15 protein-coding genes are annotated in these 17,126 nt (G+C 68.5%); 6 read left to right on the top strand and 9 right to left on the bottom strand.

What is annotated here, in order from left to right; translation table 11 throughout:
• Positions 1-543: 543 nt before the first annotated feature.
• From ACIOSY_RS17475 to ACIOSY_RS17465, 3 genes are all read right to left on the bottom strand, one after another.
• Positions 544-1,098: a PIN domain-containing protein gene (locus tag ACIOSY_RS17475; protein ID WP_400855462.1), complete on the bottom strand. Its 555-nt coding sequence runs from the start codon at positions 1,096-1,098 to the stop codon at positions 544-546.
• A gap of 55 nt (positions 1,099-1,153) precedes the next feature.
• Positions 1,154-1,663, bottom strand: a complete 510-nt coding sequence (locus ACIOSY_RS17470; protein ID WP_400855459.1) for an excisionase family DNA-binding protein — start codon at positions 1,661-1,663, stop codon at positions 1,154-1,156.
• Between the two features lie 158 nt (positions 1,664-1,821).
• Positions 1,822-2,205 carry a TIGR02391 family protein gene (locus tag ACIOSY_RS17465; protein ID WP_400855457.1) on the bottom strand — a complete coding sequence of 128 codons (384 nt, stop codon included), beginning with the start codon at positions 2,203-2,205 and terminating at the stop codon, positions 1,822-1,824.
• Between the two features lie 1,053 nt (positions 2,206-3,258).
• On the opposite strand from ACIOSY_RS17465, the gene ACIOSY_RS17460 reads away from it, so the two are divergent.
• From ACIOSY_RS17460 to ACIOSY_RS17450, 3 genes are all read left to right on the top strand, one after another.
• Positions 3,259-4,773, top strand: a complete 1,515-nt coding sequence (locus ACIOSY_RS17460) for a SulP family inorganic anion transporter (RefSeq protein ID WP_400855456.1) — start codon at positions 3,259-3,261, stop codon at positions 4,771-4,773.
• A gap of 141 nt (positions 4,774-4,914) precedes the next feature.
• Entirely contained in the window at positions 4,915-5,868 is a 954-nt protein-coding gene (locus tag ACIOSY_RS17455) for a RimK family alpha-L-glutamate ligase (RefSeq protein WP_400855455.1), read from the top strand.
• A gap of 411 nt (positions 5,869-6,279) precedes the next feature.
• On the top strand, positions 6,280-7,653 hold the full coding sequence (locus tag ACIOSY_RS17450) for an O-acetylhomoserine aminocarboxypropyltransferase/cysteine synthase family protein (RefSeq protein ID WP_400855454.1): 1,374 nt from the start codon (positions 6,280-6,282) through the stop codon (positions 7,651-7,653).
• 112 nt (positions 7,654-7,765) lie between these two features.
• Here the strand turns inward: ACIOSY_RS17450 and ACIOSY_RS17445 are convergent, their stop codons facing one another.
• The gene (locus ACIOSY_RS17445; protein ID WP_400855452.1) at positions 7,766-8,230 is read right to left on the bottom strand and encodes a hypothetical protein; all 465 of its coding nucleotides are present in this window, start codon (positions 8,228-8,230) and stop codon (positions 7,766-7,768) included.
• Positions 8,231-8,358: 128 nt separating this feature from the next.
• Here ACIOSY_RS17445 and ACIOSY_RS17440 point away from each other — a divergent pair, with 128 nt between their 5' ends.
• From ACIOSY_RS17440 to ACIOSY_RS17430, 3 genes are all read left to right on the top strand, one after another.
• The gene (locus tag ACIOSY_RS17440) at positions 8,359-10,416 is read left to right on the top strand and encodes an acyl-CoA dehydrogenase family protein (RefSeq protein WP_400855451.1); all 2,058 of its coding nucleotides are present in this window, start codon (positions 8,359-8,361) and stop codon (positions 10,414-10,416) included.
• Positions 10,413-11,666 carry an LLM class flavin-dependent oxidoreductase gene (locus ACIOSY_RS17435; RefSeq protein ID WP_400855449.1) on the top strand — a complete coding sequence of 418 codons (1,254 nt, stop codon included), beginning with the start codon at positions 10,413-10,415 and terminating at the stop codon, positions 11,664-11,666. Before ACIOSY_RS17440 ends, ACIOSY_RS17435 begins: the two co-directional genes overlap by 4 nt.
• A gap of 131 nt (positions 11,667-11,797) precedes the next feature.
• Positions 11,798-12,205 (top strand): arsenate reductase ArsC, encoded by a 408-nt coding sequence (locus ACIOSY_RS17430; protein WP_400855447.1) that lies wholly within the window; start codon positions 11,798-11,800, stop codon positions 12,203-12,205.
• On the opposite strand, the gene nhaA is transcribed toward ACIOSY_RS17430, so the two are convergent.
• The 5 genes from nhaA to ACIOSY_RS17405 form a co-directional block, all read right to left on the bottom strand.
• Entirely contained in the window at positions 12,202-13,506 is a 1,305-nt protein-coding gene (nhaA, locus tag ACIOSY_RS17425; protein WP_400855445.1) for a Na+/H+ antiporter NhaA, read from the bottom strand. The genes ACIOSY_RS17430 and nhaA overlap by 4 nt on opposite strands.
• Before the next feature lie 66 nt (positions 13,507-13,572).
• Positions 13,573-13,746, bottom strand: a complete 174-nt coding sequence (locus ACIOSY_RS17420; RefSeq protein WP_400855443.1) for a hypothetical protein — start codon at positions 13,744-13,746, stop codon at positions 13,573-13,575.
• Positions 13,747-13,811: 65 nt separating this feature from the next.
• Positions 13,812-14,507 (bottom strand): hypothetical protein, encoded by a 696-nt coding sequence (locus ACIOSY_RS17415; RefSeq protein WP_400855441.1) that lies wholly within the window; start codon positions 14,505-14,507, stop codon positions 13,812-13,814.
• Positions 14,504-15,772 (bottom strand): LLM class flavin-dependent oxidoreductase, encoded by a 1,269-nt coding sequence (locus ACIOSY_RS17410; protein WP_400855439.1) that lies wholly within the window; start codon positions 15,770-15,772, stop codon positions 14,504-14,506. The genes ACIOSY_RS17415 and ACIOSY_RS17410 overlap by 4 nt, the downstream gene beginning before the upstream one ends.
• Entirely contained in the window at positions 15,769-17,121 is a 1,353-nt protein-coding gene (locus ACIOSY_RS17405) for an acyl-CoA dehydrogenase family protein (protein ID WP_400855438.1), read from the bottom strand. The genes ACIOSY_RS17410 and ACIOSY_RS17405 overlap by 4 nt, the downstream gene beginning before the upstream one ends.
• Positions 17,122-17,126: the final 5 nt, after the last annotated feature.

Here is a 17,126-nt window from a genome sequence, read left to right as displayed (position 1 = left end):
GAACTCCTTGGGAAATGCTTTCGGCACGTTGACCATCCTCCCGCGAGAACCAAAATCCTCACAGCGCTGGAGTCAACCAAACCGACAGCATTCCCGGATGCTGTTACGGAGCCTCGCAGCGGCGGTCGAATAAGGACCACCCAAACTTCAGTAGTCGATACGAAGCTAGGAACGGTTCCGCAACACGCTCCGGACTTCCTGGAGCTCTCCCTTCGCCAACGCCTGTGCGTCGGTCGGCCGGCCCGAAGACTATCCGCTGGAAAAGCGACCAACCGAGAACATGAGCGTCAGCGCTCATCTCGCGCCATAATCGTCGGGCCGCGTCGTGAGACGTCGTGTCCGCGAAAGCGATGTCAGCGGCAGCGCCAATGACATCAGTGAGGTTGAGGGCCGCCCTGGTGCTCCTGACCGAGGCAGCATCACTACGGCGTTCGCGTATCCATAGCTGCTGATCGTCGAGGCTCGCACGGTCGGCGGCGTTGAGTTGGGCGCTCTGGAGAAAGCCGTAGTATTTCTGTCCGGACCAGCGCTCGAGTTCGTGACTCAGAGCAGTGGGCGGAGGATCTCGTCAACGTCGGCCATACCGTAGCGGTCGCGGAGGTCGTCGAGGATCGCTGCGGGTGCCACGTCATGCCGTGACGCGATCGCCTGGAGCGCCTTCACGCCTGCCTTGGGATGGGCGGCAACTGTGTTTGCCGCGAACTCGACAGGGCTGACGGTTTCAATGTCCGCATCGAGCAGCACGGGAGATGTCCGGAATCCGGCGCGTCCGTCGTTCGTGACGATCGCGTCAGCCTTCCCGATGATCGCGGCGTGGGCGACGTGACCGTCATCTGGGTCGTTCAGGTCGTACGCGTACTCGCGGTCCTTCGGTGCGTTGACAGTTGAGCCGGGAAACGCCTTGCCCATCTGATCGGAAAGACGATCGCGGTAACGATCGCTGTCCTCTTGTTCAATGCCACGCTTCTTGTCGATCCGTTCGAGAACGTAATCGAGCTCGAACAGGATGCCGGACCCCCAGATCGGTGCGTAAGCGCGCTCAGCAGCAAGCTGCAGGAGAAAATCGCGCTGGAGGCTCGGGGATGAGGGCGCAGGTATCGAGGACGGCCTTGTACACCCGATGAGTGTGGCACACGCATCGGGTGTACTCAGATCACCGGGCCTTACGAGCCTCGGCGAGGAGCGCGTCGACGTTTTCGAGATCCACGTCGCCGTACCGCGCAGAGCTCTCGGCGATGAAGGTGTTTCGGCGACCCTGGATTTCGTCCCGGTAGGCCAGCACATCGGAGAGGAACAGCTTGCGGCGCACGGCGCCAGGTACGTGAGCGGGAATCTCTCCCGATTCGATCAGCTGCACGACGGTAGGTCGGCTGATTCCGAGGATCTCGCCGGCCTGTTGGGTGGTGATCTCGCGATCTCTGGCGGACAAGCTCACGGACTGACCTCGGTTGAGGGCTTCGACAGCTTGCTTCAGCACGTCATAGAGCTGCTCATTGAGTTCGACGCGGTCGTGCTCGCCGGCGCCGCTGAGGAAGAATCCGGCGGCGGGCGCTGCGCCGCGCTTCGCTTCATGAGCTTCCATGAAGCTCAGGACTGTAGCGAAGCTCTCTGCCTGCTCAGGCACTGGAGAGACTGTCACGTCTTGTGCTCGTGCGGCGCTCATGGCTTCATCCGTTTCTCGGTTTGCATATCGCGGTTGCGATGAACTGATCTTCACAGCTTAGATCAGAAACGAAAGAAGCGAAAGAAGTGAAAGAAGAGAAGTGAACGTAAATCCTGACGTAGATCGGCTCGCGTTTTTCTAGGTGCTTGAGCTGGTGGTCAGTGGTCTTCTCCGGCCGCGCGTTCTGCGATACGAAGAAGGAGATCGGCGAGGTGAATGATGTCGGCAGCTTCGCTGGGGTCGTCGAAGTGGACGACTCGATGTCCGGAAGCGTTCTTGAACGCCCCGATCGTTCCGGCGAACAGTGACGCGATCGCCTGTTTCTCGGCAGGGACTTCGCCGGTGGCGAGGGGGCCGTTGCTTGGGCTGAAGGCGGTGTGCATGAGCTGCACGCCATATGTCTCGGGGCCGAGGTGGGAAAGGTCGCGTACACGGATCTCGACCTGGCGGGTGGCCTCAAACACGGCGGTCTGGTAACTGCCTCTTTCGAAGTTCAATCGGGCTTCCGATAGTGCCGGGTGAAGGTCGGCGTGCAGACGCATAGCGGCTTCCACGTGTGCAGCGCTTCCACGGCGAGCTGCCGCTCGTCCTTCGGTCGTGAGTCGATACTCTCCCGTGCTTCCGCTGTTCTCGGCGGCCGGCCCGATGAGTCCGCGTGAGATGAGCCACGCACACGCGTCGGCGAGGAGCTGAGGGAGATCTAACGCCTGGTAGGCGTTTGACGTTCCCTGGCGACCCTTCTGGCGACTCTGCTCGTAAGTACTAGCATCGGCGTGAGCGCGGAGGTTAGGGATCGAGAACTCGCGCTGCGCGAGATTGCTCAGCCCTCCTAGTAGGAACATTCCAACCTCTGACGGTTCCATCCGCTGGAGGGCCGAGATTGAGATCTCTTGCCCTGCGAACACGATCGTCTCGCCGTCTTCTCGTGAGCTGTCTGAGTCGACCACGCTGCTCCATCCGTCGATTCCGTTTGAACTACGAGCGTAGTGACCGGCAGTGCGACTCCCGGGGGCATGACTGGCTGCTCGCTGGAGTGCTACTGAGCAGCGTCTCGAGCTTGTAAAAGGACATCTACGACAACGGGCGCCTCGACGGTGACGATGCATCGACCCAGCGCGCCGAGCACCGGCTCCCCGAGCGTGGCTCAAGAACTGAAGGAAGCGTCTATCGGCGATCGCGCAAGTAGGTGAAAAGTCGATTCGGCCTGACGGTGAAAGTGGCTAGCATCACGCCAGCAAGCACTCCTCCGAGCGCTATGGCGGCATTTCCGGTTGAAGCGGGAGCTATGCTCGCCGGCCCCGCGGGTATGACGTCTGCGGCAATGGTGCTTCCGGCCCAGGGGCCGGCCGCCGCGGGCAACGCCCATATCAACGTCTCGATTACTACGATCACCGTTAGGGGATCGGCATACGAGACACATGGTGCCCTCATGCTTTTCCCGACCCGATGGGATGGGTGGCGTCTCAGATGCGGTGTTCGAGATCGGTCTCACTTCGGTAGGTGTTTGTGAGACCCAATGGGGGAAAGGCGTCGCCCTCGCCGAGGCATAGAGTTGATCGGCCCCACTCGGGGCGATCACCCCCTTTGGAGCATCTGTGACCTCCGTCGACGACCGCGCGCGCTACCGAACGAATCCGTCCGTGCTCGCCGCTCTGAAGAGTCCCCGTCTGCTCACGCGCGAGGTGCTGGCCGGGCTCGTCGTGGGTCTCGCGCTGATCCCCGAGGCGATCTCGTTCTCGGTGATCGCCGGAGTCGACCCGGCCGTCGGCCTGTTCTCGTCGTTCATCATGGCGATCGCGATCTCGTTCCTGGGCGGACGCCCGGCCATGATCACCGCCGCGACCGGCGCCGTCGCGCTCGTGATCGCTCCCGTCGCCCCGACCTACGGCATGGACTACTTCATCGCCACCGTCATCCTCGCCGGGGTCTTCCAGGTACTGATGGCGGTGCTCGGCGTCGCCAAGCTCATGCGCTTCATCCCCCGGAGCGTCATGACCGGGTTCGTGAACGCGCTCGCGATCTTCGTGTTCAGCGCGCAGGTGCCGCAGCTGATCGGGGTGCCCTGGCTCGTCTATCCGCTCGTGGCCCTCGGCATCCTCGTCATGATCTTCATGCCGCAGATCACCAAGCTCATTCCGGCGCCGCTCGTCTCGGTCATCATCGTGACGGCCGTCGTGTTGGTGTTCGCGATCAACGTTCCGACGGTGGGCGACCAGGGCGCCCTGCCGCGCAGTCTGCCCGAGCTGTTCATCCCGAACGTGCCGTTCACGTGGGAGACCTTCACGATCATCGCTCCGTATGCGCTGGGTGTCGCGCTCGTCGGACTCATGGAATCGCTCATGACCGCGAAGCTCGTCGACGAGATCACCGACACCCGCTCGCGCAAGACCCGCGAAGCCTGGGCGCAGGGCGTCGCCAACATGCTGTCGGGCATCTTCGGCGGAATGGGCGGATGCGCCGTCATCGGCCAGACCATGATCAACGTGCGCTCCGGCGCCCGCACCCGCATCTCGACCTTCTTCGCCGGGGTGTTCCTGTTCCTGCTCGTGGTCGTCTTCGGTGACTTCGTCTCGACCATCCCGATGGCCGCGCTCGTCGCCGTCATGATCATGATCTCGATCAGCGCGTTCGACTGGCACAGTATCCGTCCGTCGACCCTGAAGCGCATGCCGAAGAGTGAGACGTTCGTGATGGTCGTGACCGTCGTCGCCGTGGTGCTCACCCACAACCTCGCGATCGGGGTCGTGGCGGGTGTGATCACGGCATCCGTGCTGTTCGTGCGCCGCGTCGCGCACGTCGTATCGGTGACGCGCACCGTCTCGGCCTCTGCCGACGGCGATGGCGAGGTCGCCACCTACGTCGTCGATGGGGCGCTGTTCTTCGCGTCGAGCAACGACCTCACCACGATGTTCGAGTACACCGAAGACCCCGCACGCGTCGTCATCGACCTGTCGAAATCGCACGTGTGGGATGCCTCGACCGTCGCCGCGCTCGACGCGATCGAGACGAAGTACGCCAAGCACGGCACGACCGTCGAGCTCGTCGGATTGAACGAGGCGAGCGGCACGTTCCACGGGCGCTTGACCGGGCAGCTGGGCGGCGAGGGGTAGCGCGTTCCGGTTCGCGCTCACCACGTGCAGGGAGTAAGCACGCCCGCAGGGAGCATCCGCCCGTTTCGCCCTGCGGGTGGCGTGTCTCCCTGCATTACGTCGACCGGCCCTCGACCTCCGAGGGTGATTTAGCGTGAGGGTATGACTGCTGAACCCCGCGTGTACGTGATCCACGAGAACGCCGAATGGTTCCCGCCGTTCGCCGCGGCCTTTGAGGCTGAGGGCGTGCCGGCGCAGGAGTGGCTGCTCACCGACGGGTCGATCGACCTGAACGCCGAACCGCCCGCCGGCGTGTTCTGGTCGCGGCTCAGCGCCTCGGCCCACACCCGCGACCACGGCGACTCGAAGGAGTACGGCCGTGCCGTGCTGCGGTGGCTCGAAGCATCCGGTCGCACGGTCGTGAACGGCAGCCCGGTGCTCGAACTCGAGGTCAGCAAAGCCGCCCAGCACGCGGCGCTGCAGCGCGCGGGCATCGAGGTTCCGCGCACGGTCGCCGTGTTCGGCACCGCCGCGCTGAAGGAGCGCGCCCGCGAATTCACCGCCCCCTTCATCAGCAAGCACAACCAGGGCGGCAAGGGGCTGGGCGTGCGCCGCCACGACAGCCACGACGAGTTCGACGCCTGGGTCGACGGCCCCGAGTTCGAGCCCTCGCCCGACGGCATCACGCTGCTGCAAGAGAACCTCTTCGCCGCATCGCCGTTCGTCACGCGCGTCGAGTTCGCCGGAGGAGAGTTCGTCTACGCGGTGCGCGTCGACACCAGCGCGGGCAGCTTCGAGCTGTGCCCCGCCGAGGCGTGCGCGCTGCCGGGCGCCGACGGCGTCGAGCCCGAGCCGCTGTTCCGCATCCGCGAGGAGATCACGGCGCAGCATCCGCTCGTGCAGCAGTACCTGGGGTTCCTGCGCGACGCGGGCATCACGGTCGCGGGCATCGAGTTCATCGAGACCGTCGACGGCCGCCTCGTCACCTACGACGTCAACACGAACACGAACTACAACCCCGACGTCGAGGCCGGCGCCGCCGTCTCGGGGCCGGGCACGATCGCGCAGTACCTCGGCGGGCTGCTCGCCCGCGACGCCGCACCGGTCGGGGTCTGACCCGGCCGCATAACTCCTCAGATTCGGGCCGTCGTGCCCCCGAAAGCCCTCGGAACGCTTGTTCCGGGGGCTTTCTTGAGGAGTTGTGAACCGAGCCTGCCGGCCGTCGCCCGATCCGCCCGGGTTCGTAACTCCTCAGATTCGGACCGCAGGCGGCCGCCTGGGCTCTGAATCCGCGGTTCAGACCCCGATCCTGAGGAGTTATGCATGGCCGAGCGCGCCGAGAGGGTGGCACCAACTCAGGAAAATCGGGCTCCGGATCCACCGAATCCCCGAAATCAGCCCGGTTGCCGAGCATCCGTCCTGAGTTGGGCCCGGCAAATCGGCCACCGGATGCCGCGCACGTCCGTCTGTGACCGAACATGACGGCCGGGCGCGCGCCGCGCGCAGACCTTGTCTAGCGTCGGGGTGATGAGTGACAGCCCTGCCTCCGTTCCGCACGACGTGCTCGATCCCGTCTACGACTGGACCGGGTTCGGTTTCGACACCCGCCAGGTGCACGCGGGCGAATTCGACGAGCCCGCCTACGGCTCGCGCGTCGCGCCGATCTACCTGAGCGCCGCGTTCCGCTTCGACTCGTTCGACGAGAGCACGCGCCGGTTCGGCGGTGAAGACGGACAGATCTACTCGCGCAACCTCAACCCGACCAACGGCGTCGCCGAGCGGCGCATCGCCGCTCTCGAGGGCGGCGTCGGCGCGATCGTCGTGTCGTCGGGACAGGCGGCGATCAGTGCCGCGATCCTCGCGATCACCGGCCAGGGCGAGCGCTTCGTCTCGACCGCGAGCATCTACAGCGGCACGCGCATCCTGTTCGGTCGTTCCTTCTCCCGCTTCGGCGTGGGCGTCGACTACGTGCAGGACCCGACCGATGAGGCCGAGTGGGAGGCCGCGATCGGCCCCGACACCAAGGCGATCTTCACCGAGACCATCCCGAACCCCAAGAACGACGTGGTCGACATCGCCGCCGTCGCCCGCATCGCCGAGCGCCACGGCATCCCCCTCATCGTCGACAACACGATCGGCACCCCGTATCTGGTGCGCCCGCTCGAGCAGGGCGCGCACATCGTGGTGCACTCGGGCACCAAGTTCCTCACCGGGCACGGCGCCGCGATCTCGGGAATCATCGTCGACGGCGGCACCTTCGACTGGGCCGGCAGCGCCCGCTCGTACACGGGCATCACCGAGGCGCCCGCACCGGGAGCGCCCTCCGCGCTCGAAGCCCACGGACCCCGTGCCTACGAGCAGTTCGTGCGCGGCGGCATCGTGAACGACCTCGGTCCCGCGCTCTCGCCCTTCCACTCGTTCCTGCTGCAGCAGGGCATCGAGACCCTGTCGCTGCGCATGGAACGGCACGTCTCGAACTCGCGGGCGATCGCCGAGTTCCTGTCGCAGCATCCGGCCGTCGAGTACGTCGACTACGCGGGGCTCCCGGGGCATCCGCAGCACGAGATCGCGCAGCGCACCCTCGGCGGGCGCAGCGGCTCGGTGTTCGCCGTCACGGTGCGCGGCGGACGCGCCGGCGCCGAAATCTTCATCGACAGCCTGCGCGTCTTCAGCCGCATGACCAACATCGGCGACGTGCGCTCGATGGTGCTGCACCCCGCCACCACCACTCACCTCTCGTTCACCCCCGAACTGCGGGCGCAGCTCGGTATCGACGAGGGGCTCGTGCGGCTGTCGGTCGGCATCGAGACGGTCGACGACCTGATCGCCGATCTCGACAGCGCGCTCGCCGCGGTGACGGCGCACGTCGAGCGTGCGGATGCTTCGACCGCTGCCGACTGAGTCCCGTCAGCGACGAAGAATCTGCTCACTCCCGTCGCACTTTCTGTCGGTTTCAGCCCGTTGAAGCGACAGTTTTTGCGACGGGAACGGGGTTCGAAGGCCCCGCGCTCGACTAGCGCACCGCGAGCTCGTGCAGGCGCGTCCAGTAGTCGTGCAGGCCGTGCTCGGTGAGGGTGCTCGATGCGCCCAGGGTCTCGAAGAGCGCGCGCACGGCGTCGCGGGCGAGCGGGGCGAGGCCGACGGCGAGCAGTTCGGCATCGGCGACGGATGCTTCGCCCTCCGCCGCACGACGAACGAGCGAGTCCGCGGCGGCCGACGCCACGGCCGAGCGGGCCGCCGCATCGGCGAGCACCCGCAGGAACTGGGGGTCGTCGGCCGCGCGCTCGGTGTTGCCGTGCTGCTGGCGGCGGGTGCGGGCGGCGGTCTGCGCGGCACCCGTCTCGGTGACCTCGGCGATGAGTTCGGCGTGGTCGAGCACCAGCCCGAGCGCCCGTGCCCCTGCGCCCTCGTTCCACGGTGACCCGAACTCGGCAGCGCGCGAGCGGGACGACGGTGTGGGAACAGCGGAGGCGGGCATGATTCTCCTGGGCGAGAGAGGCGGGCGAAGCGGGCGGAAGATCCGACTGTATCGAACGGCATCCGTCCCGAACGTCATGCGGCGTTATCGTGAGCGCTTCGACCGGCCCCGCTGGATACGCTGAAGCCATGACCTCCCGTCCGTTCGGCTCCCTGGATTGGGCGCGGAGAACCCCCGGTGTTCCGGCGCTCCTCGACGAGATCCGCCAGGCGAGCACCGCTGATTCCTCCGAGCTCCCGAAGAGCTTCTTCACCCGTCTCGCCGCCGCCGGCTTCGGCCGCATCCGCGTGCCGGTCGCCGAAGGCGGCCTCGGCGGCGACGTGCTCGACCTGCTCGACGCGCTGCTCGCGATCGCGGCGGCCGACTCGAACCTCGCGCAGAGCTGGCGCACGCACGTGCTCGCCACCGAGCGCCACGTGAAGTCGCCGGCGGGTGCACTGCGCGACCGCTGGATCGCGCGCGTCGCGGCCGGCTCGATCATCGGCGGCGGCTGGACCGAGGCCGACGGCTCCGGCCCGAGCGTGTTCACGACGCGCCTCTCGACCGAGAACGAGACCGGCACCCCGCGCCTCACGGGCCGCAAGTTCTATTCGACGGGCAGTCGCTATGCGGACTGGCTCGAGTACAGCGCGGTCGACGACGCGGGCGACCTCGTGATCGCCGCCCTGCCGGTGGATGCTCCGGGCGTCACCCTGCTCGACGATTGGACCGGCTTCGGCCAGCGCGCCACGGCCAGCGGCACGACGGTGCTCGACGGCGCCCCGGTCGACCCCGACGACGTCGCCCCGTGGCAGACGCAGCACCTCGGCACCCCGGGCTGGCAGCAGATGATCCTGCTGGCGGTGCTCGTCGGCATCGGCGAGGCGACGCGCGCCGCGGCATCCGATCTCATCGACCAGGTCGACCGCGCGCACGGCGGATCGCCGATCCTGCTGCTCGAGGGGTATGGCCGCATCAGCGCGCTGGTCGCCTCGGCGCGTGCGTCGCTCGGCGAGATCGGTCGCCTCAGCGAGATCGCGCACCAGGCGATCGTCGCCGGAGAGACGGATGCCGAGACCCTCGCCGATGACGCCGTGAACGCGGTCTTCCAGGCGCAGGCCACGATCGTCGAGCAGGTCATCGAGGCCGCCGATCGGTTGATGGCGCTCCCGGCCCTACTCGATGACGTCGCCGAGATGCAGGCGCTTCGCCAGTCGCTGCGGCTCGACCGCTACTGGCGCAATGCCCAGACCCTGTCGACGCACAACCCCGTGCTGCACCGCCTGCGCGCGATCGCCGACCGCGAGATCTACGCGATCGACCGCATCGCCGACCCCGCCGAGCGCGAGATCGCCGTGGCGCAGTCGATCGTCGACGGCATCCGTCCTCTGGCCGTCGTGCGGATCGATGCCGCGCTCGCCGCCCGCCTCACCGCCGACCCGCGCTCGCTCGACGCGGTGGCCGCGGCGTTCGGCGGCCGCGAGCCCGCGCTCTTCCAGTTCGATGAGCGGCCCGGAGCGCACTTCGACGCGGCGGTCGCGATCGCCACCCTGCTGCACCGGCTGCCGTCGGCCTGGTTCGCGATCGGCACGGCCGATCTCGCCGACACCGGGCATCCGTACAACCTCGCCCGTCGCATCGCGTCGCTCGAGCAGCTCTCGGGCGGTCGTACCGCCTGGGTGCTGAGCGATGGCGAGACCGAGACCGACGAGCAGCGCGACCGCATCCGCGTGGTGCAGCAGCTGCTGCGCACCTGGCCGCAGGAGAGCATCGCCGCGGATGCCTCGGCTCCGCACTTCGCGCAGACCGAGGGCATCCGTCGCATCAACGCCGACGGCGCTTACCCGACGGCCGGGCCCCTCAACGTTCCGAGCAGCCCGCAACATCTTCCGGTGTTCGTGTCGTCGCGACGGTTCGACGACGTGCACCGTTACGTCGATCTGCTCGTGCGCGACGACTCCTGGGTGCTGCCCTACACGGACGCCTCGGGCCACCCGCTCGCGACCACCCACGTCACGAGCGACGTCGACGGACTGCTCGCGATCGCGGTATCCCTTCCCCCGCTTTCGGATGCTGCCACGGATGCTGCGACCGACGCCGCGCCACTGACCCTGCGCACCCGGCTGCGGCTGCCCGCGCCTGCGTTGTACGAGCTGCCCGGAGCATCCGCCCGCTTCGAGCGCGGTAGCGAGACGGAGGCATCATGACCGACGACACCCGACTGCTCACGGTCAACATCAACGTGCTCGGTGTCGGCCAGCGGCCCGCCGCGTGGCGCGCGCCCGACATCCGCCCCGATGCGATCGTCGACCTCGCGCACTGGCAGGAGGTGGCGCGCATCGCCGAGCGCGGCCTCGTCGATGCGATCTTCCTCGCCGACCGCCCCGCGATCACCGACCCGCGCAGCCGCCCGGTGCAGTACCTCGACCCGAGCGTGCTCGTGCCGGCGATGGCCGCTGCGACCGAACACCTCGGGTTCGTGGCGACGGCATCCACCACCCTCAACGAACCGGTCGAACTCGCCCGCCGCCTCTGGGCGCTGCACACCGCGACGCAGGGCCGCTTCGCCTGGAATGCGGTGACCAGCTGGGACGTCGAGGCCGTACGCAACTTCGGTATCACCGAGGTGCCCGCCCGCGAGGTGCGCTACGCCCGCGCCGAGGAGTTCGTCACCGTCATCAGGCGCCTGTGGGAGACCGCCGGATCCTCCGACGTCGTCGACCACGACGGGTCGTTCTCGGTGCACGCCGCACTCGAGATGGACGCCCTCGTGCCCGACCGGCCCGCCATCGTGCAGGCCGGTGGATCAGAGCCGGGCTGGCGACTGGCCGGACTCGTCGCCGACGGGGTGTACTCAGTCGATCATGACCCGGCATCCGCCGCCGAGCACCGCCAGAAGATCCGCTCATACGCCGTCGAGGCAGGGCGCTCGGCTGACGACGTGCGCGTCTTCCCCGGACTCGCCGTCGTGATCGGCAGCACCGAGCAAGAGGCCTGGGACCGCTTCGACCACTGGGAGCACCTCGCCCCCGCGACCTACAGCCTCAACGAACTGTCGAAGGCGCTCGGCGCCGACTTCTCGGGCCTCGATCTCGACGCACCGGTGCCCGCGCAGATCCTCGCGGACGCCGAGGCACAGGACGCCGGCTGGTCGGCCGCGTACCGCCGGGTATTGATCGAGCGGATTCGGTCGGAGGGCCCCACTGTGCGCCGGCTGCTGCGCGACTTCGGTGGCTACGGGCAGCGGTTCCTCGCCGGCACGCCCGAGCAGATCGCCGACACGATGGAGGAGTGGTTCCGGGCGGGGTCCGCCGACGGGTTCAACATCATGCTCGACCTGTTCCCCTCGGGGCTCACCGACTTCGTCGATCAGGTCGTGCCCGAGCTGCAGCGCCGCGGCATCTTCCGCCGCGAGTACGGCCAGGGCGGGGTGCTGGAGCGCTTCCGCCGGCCGTGAGGGGGGGGCCGCCCCTGCGCGTTGGGCGGAGAACTCGGCGTTGGGCGGATGCTTCGCTCGGAGTTCTCCGCCCAACGCGGAGAAGTCCGCCCCACGCGTCACCATCGCCCCTCACCTGAGAGACTGTGAGCATGACCGACACGGCCGCCAAGCCCTCCGTCCTCTTCGTCTGCGTGCACAACGCCGGCCGCTCGCAGATGGCCGCGGGGTTCCTGCGCGACATCGCCGGCGACCGCATCGAGGTGCGCTCGGCGGGATCCATGCCCGCCGACCAGATCAACCCGATCGCGGTCGATGCCATGGCCGAGCTGGGTATCGACATCACCGCCGAGCAGCCCAAGGTGCTCACGACCGAGGCCGTGCAGGCATCCGATGTCGTCATCACGATGGGATGCGGCGACGCCTGCCCGTTCTTCCCCGGCAAGCGCTACGAGGACTGGAAGCTCGACGACCCCGCAGGCCAAGGCATCGATGCGGTACGCCCGATCCGCGACGACATCCGCGCACGGATCGAGCAGCTCGTGAGCGAACTCGTCTAGAGCGCCCCTCTAGCGCGCCCCTCTGAGAGCACCCTGCCCAGAGACTCCTGCCGAGCCCGCGAGTTGCGGCGCGCAAGAACGGTGGCACCGATCACGGCGGCGATCAACGAGCCCAACAGCACGCCGATCTTCACGTGCTCGTCTGCGACCGAACTCGCACCGTACGCCAGTTCGCCCACGAGCAGCGACACCGTGAAGCCGATCCCGGCGAGGAACGCCATGCCGGTCATGTCAGGCCAGCGCAGCGACTCGTCCAGCCGCAGGGAGCGCACACGGGTGAGCAAGAACGTCGTCGCGAGGATGCCGATCGGCTTGCCCGCCACGAGACCCACGATGATGCCGATCGTGATCGGATCACGGAGTGCCGAGGTGAGACCCTCTACTCCGCCGATCGTCACGCCCGCCGCGAAGAAGGCGAAGACCGGCACGGCGAACAGCGTCGCGACGATACCCCAGCGGTCGGCGAAGTGCGCGGCCATTCCGTCGTAGAGCGGTTCGCCCGCATCGTCGCTGCCGCTGCGGACGCGGGCCTTGAGCGTCGGCACCACGGGTACGACGAATCCGAGGAGCACCCCGGCGACGGTGGCGTGCACCCCGGCGGCGTGCACGCACACCCAGACGGCGATCGCCAACGGCAGGAGGATCCACCACGATCGCACCCCGTTCTGCGTGGCCAGCGCGAAGCCGGCCAGAGGAAGCAGCGCGAGCACCAGCCACGGCAGGCTGATGGTGTCGGTGTAGAACGTGGCGATGATCGTGATGGCGATGAGGTCGTCGATGATCGCGAGGGTCAGCAGGAAGACACGCAGTGCCGGGGGCAGGAACTTGCCGACGACGGCGAGCACCGCCACGGCGAAGGCGATATCGGTGGCGGTGGGGATCGCCCATCCGCTGAGCGCCTCCTCGCCGTTGCTCGCGTTGATCAGCACGAAGATGAGGGCGGGCACGGCCACTCCGCCGACGGCTGCCGCCACCGGCAGTATCGCCTGGCGCGGATCGCGGAGGCGTCCGGTGACGAACTCCTCCTTCAGCTCCAGCCCGACGACGAAGAAGAAGATCGCCAGCAGACCGTCGGCGGCCCATGCGCCCACACTGAGTTCGAGGTGCAATGCGGGGATGCCGAAGGTGAAGTCGCGGATCGACTCGTACCAGGGCGACGCGGGGGTGTTGGCGAGGATCAGTGCGGCGACGGTGGCGGCGAGCAGCAGTGCGCCGCCGAAGACATCGCTGCGCGCATTGGAGCGGATGCCCCGCCACAGTTCATGCGGAGCGAACGAGAAACGGGAAGAAGAAGTGGACACGAAAAGACCTCACGCGGGAGAAAGGGGAAGATGGCACGCGCGATCGCACCCCTTCCGGAGCGCGACCTAGGTCCGTGGTGGCGGGCAGCCCGCGATCTCACCGTGTGAGAGCGTGCCCCACACGCTCGTCCAGCCGTTCGTGCCGGGGTGCATGATCACACGCATCCATTCCCGCATCGGGGTCGCCGAGGGCAGACGACGCGGCGAGGGCGTCGACCCGGCGATCAACAGCGGAGGCACACATCCAGTCTACTGACGGGGGCTCCGGGGTCGCTGAGCTTGTCGAAGCGTCCGCCCCGCCGCACTCAGACCTGGTCGAGGCGCCCGGCTCCGGCGAAAGCGGGCGTGCCCGTGGCGAATGGCGCCGAGGGGCCGATGCCGAACGCGGCGCGTGCGCCGACGGCATCCGTCCCTGCGCCGAGGGCGACGACCGTGTCCCAGACGGGCACGGCGGCACCGTCCCACACGACGTCCACTCCGGGTTCCGCAGAACCAGATGACGACAGCAGCACGGTGACCGGCTTGTCGTCGACATCGACCGGCAGCGTCAGCGGCCCGCCGATGTTCGGGTACGAGGGGTCGCTGATGCGCACAATGCGGGTGTCGTCGACGTACACCCCGCCTTCGGTGTCGCCGACGATAGCGTCGAGCGGCCAGGTCTCGAACAGCCGCGAGATCAGCGCCAGCACCGCGGCAGAAGTCCCCGCCACTCCGACCCGTCGCGCGTGCAGATTCGACAGCGTCGCGAGGGTGCGGGCGAGGTTGATCGGATGCTGTCGCTCACCGATGATCGGCACCACCACGACCCGCCGCGTGATCGCGAGCAGGGCGCCGGCGGCGGCGGTGCGGTCGGGCCCGGGGCCGTCGAGGTCGCCGAGCAGCAGCACGTCGGCCGCGGCATCCAGTTCGGCGCCGAGGAGTTCGCGCGACGCGCGGCTCTCTCCGGCGCGCACGGCGAAACCGGCGAGGGTGGCGTCGTCGACGCGCAGCAGACGGGTCATCGGCGGGCCTCTCTCATCCAGCGGGTGAACGGCTGGTCGCCCGGGTCGGCGAGCAGTCCGCGCGTGCGCAGCACCGGTGTCACGTGCTCGGCGAACTCGCGCAGGCCCCACGGGTTGGTGTCGAACAGCAGGTTGAAGCCATCGGCGGCTCCGGCATCGACCCAGTCCGTCATGATGTCGACGAGGCGTTCGGGCGAGCCGACGAACAGCTGGTGTCCGAAGCCGGCGAAGTATCGCAGCAGCTCGCGCACGGTGAGGTTGCCGGCGGCGCCGTAGGCGGCGATCGCCTTGCGGAACCCGATGGGCGCGGCCGAGGGGTCGCCCGACAGTCGGCGGATCTCGTCTTCGGCGGGCGCGTCGAGGTCGAGGCGTGAGCCGTCGATGCCGAACATCGCCGTGAAACGCTTGAGTACATAGCCGTCCGGCCCGCGCTCGTGAACCAGTTCGAACCGGCGTTCAGCCTCTTCCTCGGTCGAACCCACGACGAGGTGGATGCCGGGCAGCACGAGCGGTGCCGGGCGTCCGAGGTCGGCGGCGCGCTGGCGCAGATCCCGGCGGTTGTCGGCAGCAATCTCTTTGACGGTCTCGGCGGCGAAGACGGCCTCGGCGCTCGCGGCGGCGAGTTGGCGGCCGCGGGGTGATCCTCCGGCCTGCACGATGAGAGGCGCGACATCGGGCAGCAGGGCCCGGATCGCAGGGTCGACGCCCAGATCGGCACGGCGGATGCTGTCGCCGAAGTACTCGCCCTCGTGCAGGTAGTCGGTGTCGTCGCGCACGGCATCGACGAACCCGGAGTACGCCTCGACGAACTCCTCGGCGCGGGAGTAGCGCTCTTCGCGACCCGGGTCGGACTCGTAGCCGAAGTCGGTGATCGCGGGCCCGGTCACCCCGGTGACCACGTTCCAGCCGAACCGCGAGCCGCTGAACGCGCTCACCGTCAGCAGGCGGCGGGCGAGCTCGACCGGGTCGTTGGTGCTCGACGAGACCGTCGAGATGATGCCGAGGTGCTCGGTCTCGGCGGCGACCGTCGCCAGGGTCGCGAGGGGTTCGAGCAGCCTGCTCGGGCGGATCGCCGGGTTCGAGGCGAGCCCGGGGGTGTCAGCGAGGAAGATCGCGTGGATGCCCGCGTCCTCCGCGGTGCGCGCCGCGTCACGCCAGAAGTCGGCGCCGAAGATGCGCAACGGGTCTTCGCCCGGCGCACGCCAGGCGCCGGCATCCGTTCCGTAGTCGTAGACGTTCGCGCCGATCACGAGGGGGCGGGTCATCGGGCGTGCTCCTTCTCGGGGGCGGCGGAGGGGGTGGCGGATGCCTCGGCGGGTGCCGGTGCCGAAGTCGGTGCCGACGCGGGTGCCGATGCCGAAGCGGGTTCTGGTGCCGGTGCCGCGAGCCGGCCGGTGCCGACGTACCAGATCTCGGGCAGGTCGCCGCCGCTCAGGGAGCGTTCGCCGAGCGCGCGCGCCTTGAGATGCACGGGGTTGTGATTGCTGAGGGTGCGGGCGTTGCGCCAGTGCCGGTCGAGGGCGAGGCGGCCGTCGACGAGCGATCCGCCGCCGAGGTCGAAGACGCTCTGCGTCGCCTGCAGCACGAGTGCCGGCACCGTCACCTGGGCGCGCGTCACGGCGAGGTGGCCGTCGCCCGTCTGCGCTGCGAGGGGGCGTTCTAGGTCGGCGCCGAGCAGCACGGCCGCTGTGCGCACCGAGGCGACGATGCTCTGGGCGAGGCCGTCGAGCGTGCCGATGCGCTCCTGCAGTTGGGGGTCGTCGGCCGGGATCGCGGTCGACGCGTGGCTGAAGTTGCGGGTGCGCGAGCGTAGCCACGCGATCGCATCGTCACGGGTGCGCAGCGCGATGCCCGCCAGCGTGGCGAGATGCGTGAGCTGCAGCACGGCGTCGAGGTTGCCGAGCCGGTCGGTGCGCGAACCCTCGCCGACGCGCACGCGCTCGGGGTCGACCGCGACGTCGGTGAACTCGACGGTTCCCGAGGTGGTGAGGCGCTGGCCGACGCCGTCCCAGTCGTCGTGCAGCACGATGCCTTCGGCATCCGCCCGTACGATCGCGACCAGGTGCCGGCTGTCGTCGTCCGACGCGAGAACCGAGATCCAGTCGGCATAGCCGGTGCCCGTCGCGTAGGCCTTGCGGCCGTTCAGTCGCAGGATGCCGTCGGCATCGGTGCGCAGGGTCGTGCCCACCGTGCCGATCTCGCCGGCGCCCTCGGTGGTCGCGCCCGCGAAGAGCCGCCCGGCCGCGATCTCGGGGGTCGCGGCATCCGTCTCGCCGCGGGCGATCGCGCGGGCCGCACGGTCGCTGGTCGTGAAGTGGGTGCGCAGGCTCTGCGTGACGTTCGAGTCGGCGCGCGCCAGGAGGATCTGCAGGTCGACGAGCTGCGGGTAGCTCAGCCCCGCACCGCCCGCGGACACCGGAAGCCGTGCCGCCGTCAGGCCCAGGGCGGCGAGCTCGCGCACATCGGCGCGCAGGCCCCGCTCGGGGTCACCCTCGTGGTCGCGCGCCGCCGCGGCGGCAGCGATGCGGGCGATGACCTCATCGATCTCGGCGGCGTTCGGCAGGGCATACCCCACGTCGGCGACCGAGGTGAACGCGAGCAGATCCTCCGGCATCCGTC

Source organism: Microbacterium sp. NPDC087665 (assembly GCF_044743285.1).
GTDB lineage: Bacteria > Actinomycetota > Actinomycetes > Actinomycetales > Microbacteriaceae > Microbacterium.
The sequence above is the reverse complement of the archived record's forward strand: the minus strand, read 5'-3'. Positions and strand labels throughout refer to the sequence as shown.

What these genes read in the sequence shown, in the direction of transcription:
- ACIOSY_RS17470 (WP_400855459.1), bottom strand. Translation starts at nt 1,663, where the DNA reads ATGAGCGCCGCACGAGCACAAGACGTGACAGTCTCTCCAGTGCCTGAG.
- ACIOSY_RS17465 (WP_400855457.1), bottom strand. Translation starts at nt 2,205, where the DNA reads ATGCGTCTGCACGCCGACCTTCACCCGGCACTATCGGAAGCCCGATTG.
- ACIOSY_RS17455 (WP_400855455.1), top strand. Translation starts at nt 4,915, where the DNA reads ATGACTGCTGAACCCCGCGTGTACGTGATCCACGAGAACGCCGAATGG.
- ACIOSY_RS17450 (WP_400855454.1), top strand. Translation starts at nt 6,280, where the DNA reads ATGAGTGACAGCCCTGCCTCCGTTCCGCACGACGTGCTCGATCCCGTC.
- ACIOSY_RS17445 (WP_400855452.1), bottom strand. Translation starts at nt 8,230, where the DNA reads ATGCCCGCCTCCGCTGTTCCCACACCGTCGTCCCGCTCGCGCGCTGCC.
- ACIOSY_RS17440 (WP_400855451.1), top strand. Translation starts at nt 8,359, where the DNA reads ATGACCTCCCGTCCGTTCGGCTCCCTGGATTGGGCGCGGAGAACCCCC.
- ACIOSY_RS17435 (WP_400855449.1), top strand. Translation starts at nt 10,413, where the DNA reads ATGACCGACGACACCCGACTGCTCACGGTCAACATCAACGTGCTCGGT.
- ACIOSY_RS17430 (WP_400855447.1), top strand. Translation starts at nt 11,798, where the DNA reads ATGACCGACACGGCCGCCAAGCCCTCCGTCCTCTTCGTCTGCGTGCAC.
- ACIOSY_RS17415 (WP_400855441.1), bottom strand. Translation starts at nt 14,507, where the DNA reads ATGACCCGTCTGCTGCGCGTCGACGACGCCACCCTCGCCGGTTTCGCC.
- ACIOSY_RS17410 (WP_400855439.1), bottom strand. Translation starts at nt 15,772, where the DNA reads ATGACCCGCCCCCTCGTGATCGGCGCGAACGTCTACGACTACGGAACG.
- ACIOSY_RS17405 (WP_400855438.1), bottom strand. Translation starts at nt 17,121, where the DNA reads ATGCCGGAGGATCTGCTCGCGTTCACCTCGGTCGCCGACGTGGGGTAT.